At 36.5% G+C, this 10,981-nt stretch carries 10 protein-coding genes; 1 reads left to right on the top strand and 9 read right to left on the bottom strand.

Features of this window, described 5'->3' with window-relative positions; translation table 11 throughout:
* Nucleotides 1-130: 130 nt before the first annotated feature.
* The 5 genes from AC57AW_RS00230 to flxA form a co-directional block, all read right to left on the bottom strand.
* The gene (locus AC57AW_RS00230; protein WP_496350404.1) at nt 131-1,015 is read right to left on the bottom strand and encodes a lysophospholipid acyltransferase family protein; all 885 of its coding nucleotides are present in this window, start codon (nt 1,013-1,015) and stop codon (nt 131-133) included.
* Nucleotides 1,016-1,138: 123 nt separating this feature from the next.
* Nucleotides 1,139-1,393, bottom strand: coding sequence for an acyl carrier protein (locus AC57AW_RS00235; RefSeq protein ID WP_101240639.1), 255 nt, complete (start codon nt 1,391-1,393; stop codon nt 1,139-1,141).
* Nucleotides 1,394-1,397: 4 nt separating this feature from the next.
* Complete coding sequence (locus AC57AW_RS00240) at nt 1,398-2,618, bottom strand: beta-ketoacyl-[acyl-carrier-protein] synthase family protein (RefSeq protein ID WP_496350405.1); 1,221 nt, start codon at nt 2,616-2,618, stop codon at nt 1,398-1,400.
* A gap of 105 nt (nt 2,619-2,723) precedes the next feature.
* Nucleotides 2,724-3,455 (bottom strand): flexirubin biosynthesis SDR family reductase FlxB, encoded by a 732-nt coding sequence (flxB, locus tag AC57AW_RS00245; RefSeq protein WP_496350406.1) that lies wholly within the window; start codon nt 3,453-3,455, stop codon nt 2,724-2,726.
* Between the two features lie 82 nt (nt 3,456-3,537).
* Nucleotides 3,538-5,058 carry a flexirubin biosynthesis tyrosine ammonia-lyase FlxA gene (gene flxA, locus AC57AW_RS00250; RefSeq protein WP_496350407.1) on the bottom strand — a complete coding sequence of 507 codons (1,521 nt, stop codon included), beginning with the start codon at nt 5,056-5,058 and terminating at the stop codon, nt 3,538-3,540.
* Nucleotides 5,059-5,156: 98 nt separating this feature from the next.
* Between flxA and AC57AW_RS00255 the strand changes: the two genes are divergently transcribed.
* Complete coding sequence (locus tag AC57AW_RS00255; protein WP_496350408.1) at nt 5,157-6,413, top strand: NAD(P)/FAD-dependent oxidoreductase; 1,257 nt, start codon at nt 5,157-5,159, stop codon at nt 6,411-6,413.
* Nucleotides 6,414-6,445: 32 nt separating this feature from the next.
* On the opposite strand, the gene AC57AW_RS00260 is transcribed toward AC57AW_RS00255, so the two are convergent.
* The 4 genes from AC57AW_RS00260 to AC57AW_RS00275 all read right to left on the bottom strand — a co-directional run bounded on the left by AC57AW_RS00260 (nt 6,446) and on the right by AC57AW_RS00275 (nt 10,876).
* Entirely contained in the window at nt 6,446-7,054 is a 609-nt protein-coding gene (locus tag AC57AW_RS00260; protein WP_496350409.1) for a hypothetical protein, read from the bottom strand.
* Nucleotides 7,055-7,152: 98 nt separating this feature from the next.
* Nucleotides 7,153-7,752: a hypothetical protein gene (locus AC57AW_RS00265; RefSeq protein WP_496350410.1), complete on the bottom strand. Its 600-nt coding sequence runs from the start codon at nt 7,750-7,752 to the stop codon at nt 7,153-7,155.
* A 75-nt stretch (nt 7,753-7,827) separates the two neighbouring features.
* Nucleotides 7,828-9,120 (bottom strand): flexirubin biosynthesis putative acyl-CoA ligase FlxY, encoded by a 1,293-nt coding sequence (gene flxY, locus AC57AW_RS00270; protein ID WP_496350411.1) that lies wholly within the window; start codon nt 9,118-9,120, stop codon nt 7,828-7,830.
* A gap of 67 nt (nt 9,121-9,187) precedes the next feature.
* Nucleotides 9,188-10,876, bottom strand: a complete 1,689-nt coding sequence (locus AC57AW_RS00275) for a M23 family metallopeptidase (RefSeq protein ID WP_496350412.1) — start codon at nt 10,874-10,876, stop codon at nt 9,188-9,190.
* Nucleotides 10,877-10,981: the final 105 nt, after the last annotated feature.

The raw sequence follows: 10,981 nt of genomic DNA on the forward strand, positions 1-10,981 counted from the left end.
TTTAAAGATTACTTTGGTACAGTAGACAAAGAAATTTTATTTGGAAAATACTATTTAATGATCTTAATTCTCAGTAAATCTTAATGGTTTTTAGTTTTTCGTTAGTTTTTAGGGGATAAAAATAGAAAAATTAATCTATATCGTCCCAAAAATCAAAATAATTAAACCACTGAAGCGGATATTTTTTCACCATGGTTTCAAGATTTTGAACATACGATTGCAAAAGCCCCTGTGAATCACGGTTCTTGATATTCTGAGCTACTCTTGCATACAGGTGGTAATGAAGATTATTTTCCTTCATCACATACACGTATACTACGGGAACTCCTAATCTTGAGGCAATCAAAAACGGACCGGCCGGAAACTTTGCACTTTTTCCCAGCAGTTCTGCTTCCAGATATTTGGAACCTTCAAAATAGCGGTCTCCGGTGAAGCAGATCAGTTCATTATCTGACAAAGCTTTGTTGATCTCAAAGATATGCGACATATCTTCTTTTACATAAATAAATTTGATATTACTCTCTTTTACGGCAACACTTTCCAGATACTCCTTAATGACGGTAACTTCCTGATCTGTAGTTACAAGATTAATCTGACAGTCAAAATCAATATCGGCGAAAAAATGCTCTGCAATTTCAAAATTACCGATATGCGCACTGATGAGGACACCTCCTTTTTTAGCCGCCAAAAGATCTCTGAGGTTTTCAATACCGTCAAATTCATAAGTGTATTTACCTCTGAGCCCGGCAGAAATAGCGGTTTTATCAATCAGAACTTTTCCGAAGGTAAAATAACTTTTAAATATAGAAGCTTTGGATTTCCAGTATCCGTAGTTCAGTCTTTTTTGAAAGTAATAGAGAATATATTGATTACTCTTTTTCTGAAACAGCGAGTAGTAGGCTGCCACAAAGTAAAGCACGCCATATGAACTTCTGATCCCGATATTTCTAATACACCAGACGAATATTCTGTATCCGAGTACTGTTCCTTTAGATTTACCTTTCCACTTGTTCATATATAGAATTTAATATAACAGAGAACCAATGTAATACTATCTTTTTTTAAAGCGTTCGTTACCGGAACACAGTGATATTATTACATTGGCTCATTTTTTATAGAATAAAGATGTACTCAATAACTACGCGTTTTTTTCAGCAATCTTGTTTTCAATCGTTGTATAGAAATCATCAAATGTTATCATTTTCTTGAAATCTGCTTCTCCTAATTTCACTCCGAAATTGGATTCGATCACGACGACCATGTCGATATAGTCCAGGCTGTCTAAGCCCAGTGTATTTTTAAGGTTGGCATCATTACTGATTTCGTCTCCGTCTACCTCGAATTCATTTACCAGAAAATCATTAACAATGGCAACAATTTTTTCCCTTTCCATGTTTTTAATCAAATTTTTTAACTATTAGTGCAGAATTGGTTCCCCCAAACCCAAAAGAATTCGACAAAAATACATCAATTTTTTGATTTTTTGTTTTTGCGACCAAATTTATCTTTTGTGCTTCATTATCAGGATTTTCCAGATTAATGTTAGGAGCAACGAAATCATTCTGCATCATCAGAATTGAGTAGATCACTTCACTTGCACCTGCCATCCAGCACTCATGTCCGGTCATAGATTTGGTAGAACTTACCGGAACTTCACCTCCGAAAATCTCATAGATTGCTTTTGCCTCATTGGCATCACCAATAGGGGTAGAAGTTGCATGAGCATTAATATAATCGATATCTGAAGCTTTTAATCCTGATTGTTTAAGTGCTCTGTCCATTGCCAAAGCAGGTCCATCTACATTGGGTGTTGAAATATGCCCTCCGTTTGAAGAGAAACCGTACCCAATAATTTCTGCAAGGATCGGAACACCTCTTCTTTGGGCAGATTCTAAACTTTCAACAATCAGACTGGCAGCACCTCCGCTTGGAATCAATCCATCTCTTTCTGCATCGAAAGGTCTGGAAGCTTTTGTAGGCTCGTCTTCTCTGGCTGAGAAAACTCCCAATCCGTCAAAGCTCGCCATAGAATATTTGTTGGTTTCCTGAGCTCCTCCACAGATAATCATATCCTGAAAACCATTCTTGATCATCATATAGGCCAGTCCCAACGAGTGCGAACCGCTTGCACATGCTGCACTTATGGTAAGGTTAATTCCTTTCAGTTTAAAGATGGTGGAAAGGTTCATTGTCACCGTTGAATTCATTGATTTGAAGATCGCTCCCGACCCCATCAATGTAGTATCTTTCTTTTCCCTTGCAATATCAATAGATTCTACGACTGCCTGGGAAACACTGTCATTTCCGTATAAGATCCCCACTTCATGAGAATCCAGGAACTCTTCATCCAGATTTGCCTGCTTCAATGCATCCATGGTTGCCAGATAAGCATATTCACTTTCTTCTCCCATACTGACACGCTGGCGTCTGTTTAAAAGGTTTTTAAGATCAGGTTTTGGAACAACGCCTGTAAGACCTGACCTAAAACCAAATTCTTTTCTGTCCGGATCTAAAACAATACCGGATTTTCCTTGATATAGGGATTCCCTGACCTCTTCTAAAGACGTCCCGATGCAGGAATAAATTCCCATTCCGGTAATTACAACCCTATTTTCCATTTGTTTATATTTAATTTAACAATGTAGCAGTTTAACAATGTAACAATATTTTATTGAGATTCATTCAACATTGGTACACTGGTACATCGGTATATTGTTAGATTATTATGAATAAATTCCTCCGTTAATATTAATCACTTCTCCTGTAATGTAAGAAGATTTTTTAGATGCTAAAAATGCTACAAGATCTGCCACTTCTTCTGCTTCTCCAAATCTGTTGGCAGGAATCATAGCTTTCAATTCTTCTTCATTGAACTCCTGAGTCATATCTGTTTTGATAAAACCCGGAGCTACTGCATTCACAGTAACGTTTCTTTTGGCAACTTCTTGCGCAAGAGCTTTTGTAGCACCTACTACAGCACCTTTTGCAGCTGAGTAATTTGTCTGACCTGCTGTTCCTTTTACTCCGGATACTGAAACCATATTGATGATTCTTCCGTATTTGTTACGAAGCAGCTTTTGAATGAAGAAATTGGTTACATTGAAGAACCCATCCAGACTTGTATTGATTACACTGTTCCAGTCTTCTTTCTGCATCCACATAAAAAGACCGTCTCTTGTGATTCCGGCATTATTGACAATTACTTCTACTACTGCGCCAGGGTTTCTCTCCTGCCAGTCTGTTAAAACAGTCTTTGTCTCTTCGGTATTTCCTACATCAAATTTAAGGATTTCTCCAGTAGCACCCAATTCTTCTACTTTAGCCAATGTTTCTTTAGCTGCGGTTTCGTTTGAAGCGTAGTTGATAAGAATGTGATAGTTTTTCTCTTCAGCCAGTTTTATACAGATTGCCCTCCCGATTCCTCTGGAGCCTCCTGTTACAATTGCACATTTCATGCGTTAGTGTTTATATCGTTTTTAGTTTTTTTAAGTTGAAAGAGTGTCTTTAATTGAATAGACAATCCATGACAGCTAATAGTTACATTCCTTTCAGATATTTCTTCACTTCCTCCAGGTATGGATACATCACCATATCATCTGAGAAAGCAGGAATTATTTTTCTAATTTCATCATACAATTCTTTTGTAGAGGACGAAACCTTATCCTGGAACCCAAGATATTCAACAGCCTGAATGATTGTAATGGCTTCAATCGCCAATACTTCAAAAGCATTTTCAATGACTTTTCTGCAGATCACCGCAGCATTGGTTCCCATGCTAACGATATCCTGGTTGTCATTATTGTTTGGAATACTGTGAACATACATAGAATTCGACAGCATCTGGCTTTCTGCCGTAGTAGAAGTTGCCGTAAACTGTACTCCCTGCATCCCGAAATTGAAACCTAATTTACCTAAATTTACAAAAGGAGGCAAAATTTCATTGATTTTAGCATTCAGAAGATAGTTCAACTGTCTTTCTGCAAGCATTGTCAGTTTGGTTACCACAATTTTCAGTTTGTCCATTTCCAGAGAGATATAATCTCCGTGGAAGTTTCCTCCGTGGTAAACGTGCTGGTCTTCAACGTTGATAATCGGATTATCATTGGCTGAATTGATCTCATTTTCAAGTACTTTCTTCGTATATTCCAAAGTGTCCAGTACCGGACCTAAAATCTGAGGAACACATCGTAAAGAATAATATTCCTGAACTTTTTCTTTGAATACCTTTTCCTGTTCTTTAAAATGGGTATAAAGGTGATCTTCTCTTTTTCTGATCAGTTTACTGTCTGCCAGGTGAGCACGCATTCTTTCTGCTACTTTCTGCTGACCGTAATGTCTTTTGGTTCCGTTCAGTGCTTCAGATAAATGGTCATCGTAAGCCTGTACAATTTCATTGATGGCACAAGAAAGTCTCAGGGAAATATCTGTAAGCTGATTGGCTTTATAAGCATTCACAATACCGATTCCTGACATCACGGAAGTTCCGTTCATCAAAGCAAGTCCTTCACGAATCTCTACTTTTATCGGTTCTAATCCTTCTGTTTCAAAAACCTTTTTCGTTGATGTTCTTTCTCCTTTATAAAAGACTTCTCCTTCTCCTATCAGTACCAAAGCCATGTGAGCCAGCTGAACAAGGTCACCACTTGCTCCTACTCCTCCATGTTCAAAGATCAATGGGGTAATATCTCTGTTGATCAGCTCCTGAAGAAGATAAACAACAGATTGGTGTACTCCTGAATTCCCTAATGATAAGGTATTCAGTCTTGCCAGCATACATGCTTTCACCTCATCTGCAGGCAAAGGGTTTCCGATTCCTGAAGAATGGCTTCTTATCAGGTTATACTGAAGCTGGTGAGTGTCTTCATCACTGATTTTAAACTGAGCCATTGGCCCAAAACCGGTGTTTACACCATATATTACTTTATTTTTTGAAAACTCCTTTAAAAACTGAAAACTCTTATCCACTCTTGATAAAAGTGATTCATCCAGTTCTATTTTTTCATTCTCAATGATAATTTTTTGAAAGTCTTTCAGTTCTAAAAAGTTATTTATTTTCATCAATTAAAAGTAATAGTTGATAATTTTGTAAAATATTAATTATTTGTCACTAATTTTGCGGCAAAGATAAAAGTTATTATTAAAATAAAAAATCAAAGATGAGCAAAGAATTTGTTGACGTTCTTGTAATCGGAGCTGGACCTTCCGGATGCGTGTCTTCTTCATACCTGAAGAACAATAACGTCAGCGTAAAAGTAGTCGAAAAGACAAAATTCCCAAGACTCGTAGTGGGTGAAAGCTTAATTCCGAGGGTAATGGATCACTTTGAAGAGGCCGGACTTTTCCCTGCATTAGACAAAATGGGCTTTGAAAAAAAGCTTGGGGCACGTTTTCTTCGCGGTGATGAAGTCTGCATTTTTGATTTCAGCAACAAATTCGGGGAAGGCTGGGACTGGACCTGGCAGGTTCCGAGAGCTGATTTTGATAATACCCTTGCTCAGGAAGTTATTAATAAAGGAGTTGATCTTGAATTTGAGACTGAAGTTATTGACATAAAATTTAACGGAACAGATTCTGTGACGACGGTAAAAAATAAGGATGGAGAAACGAAAGAGATCCATGCAAAGTTTGTTATTGATTCCAGTGGGTACGGAAGAGTACTGCCTCGTCTGCTGGACCTTGAAAAACCTTCAAAATTATCTCCTCACTCTGCTATTTTTTCCCATGTAAATGATAGCAACAGAGAACAGGGAGAGGAAGGGACTTTAATTTCTTTTGACATCATTGAAACAGAAGTATGGCTTTGGGTAATTCCTTTTTCCAATGGAAATACAAGCTTAGGAATTGTAGGCCCTACTGAATATATTGACAAATTATCTGAAAACGGAGATACAGCCGAGGCTTTAAGAAAAGCTATTTCTCTTTCTGATTATTATGTAAAACGTTTTGGGGATGTAGAATTCCTTTTTGAGCCTAAACACCTGAAAGATTACTCTTGTTCGGTAAAAAGTTTATTCGGAGATGGGTTTGCTTTAACGGGGAATGCATCAGAATTCCTTGACCCGGTATTCTCTTCAGGAATGGCTTTTGCCACAGAATCCGGAATGCTGGCCGCAAAACTTGCGTTAAGACAATTAAACGGAGAAAAAATCAACTGGCAGACAGAATACACTGATTATATTTTATACGGAGTAGATGTTTTTACCACGTATGTAAAAGAATGGTATACTGGAAATCTTCAGGAGCTTTTCTTTCACCAGCCGGAAAATCCGGACGTAAAGAAAAAGATCTGTGCTGTTTTAGCAGGGTATGTCTGGAATAAAGACAATCCTTTTGTAAAAAAGCACGATACAGTGATTAAAAACCTTGCCAACCTGATCAAACTAGAAAAACAGGAACAGCAAAACCAAGCATAAAAAAACGGTCTGAATTTTCAGACCGTTTTTTATTATTTCATAGATTTTTTGATTTCTTTTCCCAGATATCTTCCCGCGGATTCGTATACGGTAGCAATTCTTCCATATTCCATAACCTCTTCCTTACTCTGAATAAATTTATCAAATTGGTTCAGCTCCACTTCAGCCAAAACGACCGATGGATTACCGGCTTCCATCAATTTTATGGTTCCGCTTACTTGTGCTTCCATTACGATCATTCCGCCATGCCATCCGGGGGAAAGCCATTTTGTGTCTACAATTAAAGTATAATGAGCAGAACCATCTTTTTTAAATGTAACATCTTTATAGTATTTGCCTAAGCCTTTTGTAAAGTAGTTGATATATTCTTCTTTTTTATATCGTTCCCATTCTCCAATCCATTTTTTCCATCCTTCTTTTCCTCTTTTCGGATTGGCAAGAACATCTTCTTTTCTATTTTCCAGATATTGAGCTTCAGTAAAGTTTTCTTTCATAAACAGTACATTGTCAAATCTAAGTTCTACATTCACTTCTTTCTGATCTTTTAAGGCTTTAAAATCTCCTGAAGTGAGTTTCATTTTCTCCTGTCCGAAAGCCATTGTCATCATGATCAACAACGTAATCAATAATAATTTTTTCATGTGTATTAGTTTTACTATTTAAGTACTCAAAGATATTTACTTTTATTAATTATTGACCACAAAAAAAACGGTCTGAATTTCTCAGACCGTTTTTTGTTTTATTTTAAAGCACTTTTAATAGCTTTTCCTAATTCTTTTCCTGTTTTTTCATATGCTGCAGATATTCTTCCATATTCCATATGATAACTAACTTTACTTCCTATCCCCTCAATCTTATCACCTTGAATTTTAGTTAACACTTTAGATGGGTTTTCAGTTTCAACAAATATCAATTCTGAGGTTAATTTAGCGGGCTGCGTTACAAATCCTGTCCATCCGGCATAGATCCACTTTGTATCTAGTATTAATGTGTACTTTGCCGCAACACCTTTACTGAATTTTATTTTTTTCGCTTTGCCATTTAGTCCTTGAATAAATCTATCTAAAAAAACAGATTCTTTATGCTTTTGCCACTCTTCATCCCATTCTTTCCAGGATTCTTCGCCTTTCTTAGCCAACGTTTCTGCCTTTCTTCTTTCAAGATATTGGGCTTCAGTATAATTATCTGCCTGAAAAAGTGGCTTTTCAAATTTATACTGAACATTTATCTCAGTCTGATCTTTCAGAAAGTCAAAATTCCCGGATTCAATATTAATTTTATTTTGGGCGAATGTTGTCGTTGCAATAGCTACAAAAAGTAGCAATAATAATTTTTTCATAGTGTATTAGCTCTAATATTTAAGTGACCAAAGATATATAAAAATACAGCTCTAGGTCTTTTTTCAGGTTTAATTTTATCTTAAATCAATAAAAGTAATTGGCTTTCTGCTGTTTGGATTAAAAACAGTTTTAGATAGAATATTAAAATCAATGATTTCAATTTTCGGACTTACTCTCAACTTTGCGCGGAAGTGGTCTCTTACCTCATTGACAAAGCTGTCATGTTCTTCTTCGGTACTTAGTTTGATGATAATTTCATCAAGACCTATTTCATTAGCCTGAATCACGATCTGATAGCATAAAATATTATTGAAATCATTCAGAATATCATTCATTGCCGGCGGATACAGCGTTGTTCCTTTGTATTTGATCATCTGCTGTTTCCTCCCTACTACAGGCCCTAATCTCATTGTATTTCTCCCACATTGACATAGTTCATAGTGTGCTTTTACAATATCTCCGGTTTTAAATCTTAGCAAAGGAATTGCTTCAACGCCTAAAGTTGTGATCGTAAGTTCTCCACTTTCTCCTTCTTTTACAGGATTTCCATTATCATCCAGAATTTCTGTGATAATTAATTCCGGGTGGTGATGTCCTCCGATCTGGAATTCGCATTCAGTAAAGGCGGTACTCATTTCGGTAGAAGCATAGGTGGAAAAAAGTTTTATATTCCACTTCTCTTTGATCTTCTGTGAGAGAATATTATCCGTAAAATCCTGATTTTTGATACTCTCTCCGATACATACAGCTCCATAGACACTTGAATTTTTATAATCCAATCCATGTTTTTCAGCATAGTCAATCATTTTCAACAGAAAAGAAGGAACGGTAATCAAATATTTAGGCTTGTATCTGAAAATAGAATCCCATTGCAGTTCAGGAATCCCAGGACCCATTCTCACAACGCTTGCCCCCATTTTTCTTAAACCTAAAAAATAAGCAAGTCCTGCCATAAACCTTTTGTCTATGGTAGTAATCATCTGAACAACGTCTCCTTTCTGAATTCCTGCGCAGGCAAAAGAAATCGCTTCATTATAAGCAAGCCTTTCAAGATCATTATCGGAAAGCCCGAAAGTAACCGGATCTCCCAACGTTCCGGAAGTGGTACTGTAATCGACAATTTTATCTGGTGTTATGCAGAAAAAATCATGATTATACTGCTGGAGATCATTCTTTGTGGTGGTAGGAATTCTCTGAAGATCCTCCAAAGTACGAATATCAGCAATATGAATATTATTTTCTTTAAACAGTTTTTGATAAAAAGGTGAATGAGCCTCAAGATAAATCAAAAGTTCATGAAGTTTTTCTTCCTGAAATAGTTTGATTTCCTGAATGCCTGCTTTCTCGATTGACGGATGAAATTCCAATGATTTTAATTTTTAAAGAGCAAATTTATTTAATTAAAATTAAAAGATTTAAGTATTAAAAAATTATTTATCTCTGGAAGGTAAAGGTTTGTATGTTTGCATTTCCAGCGGTATTTATGGTTGTTACTTTTAAAGTATGAGCACCAGAACCTTTTGTACATTTTTCATCAAAAGTATAGACAAAATTATCTTTTACCCGGGCAAAGCGAAGCCATTTCCCATCCAGTTCAGCCCGGAATGAAATAATATCTCCCACTTTCGCTGTTCCTTTTAATAATAAAGAACTGTTATTCACCAATGCTCCTTCAGCCCAACCTGATGAAACAGACGGCTGGGTATTATCTATCAATAATTTTGCTGTACCTAATCTATTGAACTGCCCTTCTGCCCTGTCACCATTCCATTTTGCTTTTACCACATTATTATCACTGCCGTAATCAAGGAGGATAACGGCTTTATCTTTTTCAGCGGCAGTTAATTTTCTATTGGGTTTTATTTTCAAAGTATATTCGTCCTGAACCGGAATGTATGGGCTATGCAAAACGATACTATTTGAAATAGCATTGGGATCCGTATCCGGTTTTTCATGGGCATTGAAATTTACCGGATCATAGACTGCGTTTTTGCTGAAATTAATCTCTGCATTTTCGGTGGAAATTGTTTTTCCTTCATTAGGCATTACAGTTTTCCCTGTAGAAGATACCTTGTCCGAAATTTTATTTAACTGAACTTTTGTTGTTAACCGACTTGTATTTCCTCTCGTATCTTTCAGTACTATTTCAATGTTATGAACTTCCTCATCCTGAAGATTGATTATCCCTGTCAAATTCGGAGTGCTGTAATTCTGAAGTTTCATCCCCGGTAAATCAGCCAAATGCTGAATTCCCATTTTATCCCTGATGAATTTAGTATAATCTATACAGCCGTTGATATATCGGGTATCATCATAGTGTATCTTATCAATTTTAAAACTATAAATCAGCTTTCCATCCATCAATAGTTCTGCATGATAAATCCCCAGATTAAAACCTTGATTGGCCTTATCTACAGCTTTAATAGCAAAACTTATTTCTGGAGAATTAACCTGAATGAGGTTAGAAGTATAAACATTTCCAGCTTTTTTCACTGCAATTCCATTCGCGCCAGGTTCATAAGTACTGAAACGTCTGTCATACCAATACAGGCCGCTGATAATAGGTGCAACAGTATCAGGAATAGCAAAACCGAAAAGTAAAGGATTAAGGCATTCTTCTGTTTTGGTGTCTCTTATTTCAAAATGTAAATGTGGACCAGCGGAGCCTCCCGTATTTCCACTCAATGCAATTTGCTGTCCTTTCTCCACAGGAAATTGGCCGGGTTGAAAAGTAATGTCTTGCTCCCATTTTTCATCTTTGTATTGTCTTTCCTTTACATATTCATCAAGTTTATTGAAGTATTTGTTCAGGTGAGCATACACTGTGGTATACCCGTTAGGATGCGTAATATACACGGCATTTCCAAATCCGTACCGCTCTACTTTTATTCTGCTTACATAACCTTCTGCTGCTGCTAAAACCGGCAAATTCTCCTGACTGTTGGTTCTTAAATCAAGTCCCATATGAAAGTGATTTGTCCTTACAGCTCCAAAGTTAGCCGCCAGCTGCATGGGAATGTTTAATGGGTTTCGGAAATAATTCTGAGGGTAATTATTTTGAGCCTGTACAATACTTGTGTTGATAAAACAAACAAAAAGCATCAGTTGATAAAAGGTTTTCATACAGCATTTGGTTTTATAGGTCTATTTAAATGTACGAATTTTTAAGAGATGGCTCTATTTTTTTTCAGATTCTCACATAGAATTATGGGAAATAATTGCTAGAAT

Source organism: Chryseobacterium sp. BGA-UO-ETr-SB22 (assembly GCF_059567885.1).

Coding starts and splice junctions, on each gene's coding strand:
- AC57AW_RS00230 (WP_496350404.1), bottom strand. CDS start 1,015: ATGAACAAGTGGAAAGGTAAATCTAAAGGAACAGTACTCGGATACAGA.
- AC57AW_RS00235 (WP_101240639.1), bottom strand. CDS start 1,393: ATGGAAAGGGAAAAAATTGTTGCCATTGTTAATGATTTTCTGGTAAAT.
- AC57AW_RS00240 (WP_496350405.1), bottom strand. CDS start 2,618: ATGGAAAATAGGGTTGTAATTACCGGAATGGGAATTTATTCCTGCATC.
- flxB (WP_496350406.1), bottom strand. CDS start 3,455: ATGAAATGTGCAATTGTAACAGGAGGCTCCAGAGGAATCGGGAGGGCA.
- flxA (WP_496350407.1), bottom strand. CDS start 5,058: ATGAAAATAAATAACTTTTTAGAACTGAAAGACTTTCAAAAAATTATC.
- AC57AW_RS00255 (WP_496350408.1), top strand. CDS start 5,157: ATGAGCAAAGAATTTGTTGACGTTCTTGTAATCGGAGCTGGACCTTCC.
- AC57AW_RS00260 (WP_496350409.1), bottom strand. CDS start 7,054: ATGAAAAAATTATTATTGATTACGTTGTTGATCATGATGACAATGGCT.
- AC57AW_RS00265 (WP_496350410.1), bottom strand. CDS start 7,752: ATGAAAAAATTATTATTGCTACTTTTTGTAGCTATTGCAACGACAACA.
- AC57AW_RS00275 (WP_496350412.1), bottom strand. CDS start 10,876: ATGAAAACCTTTTATCAACTGATGCTTTTTGTTTGTTTTATCAACACA.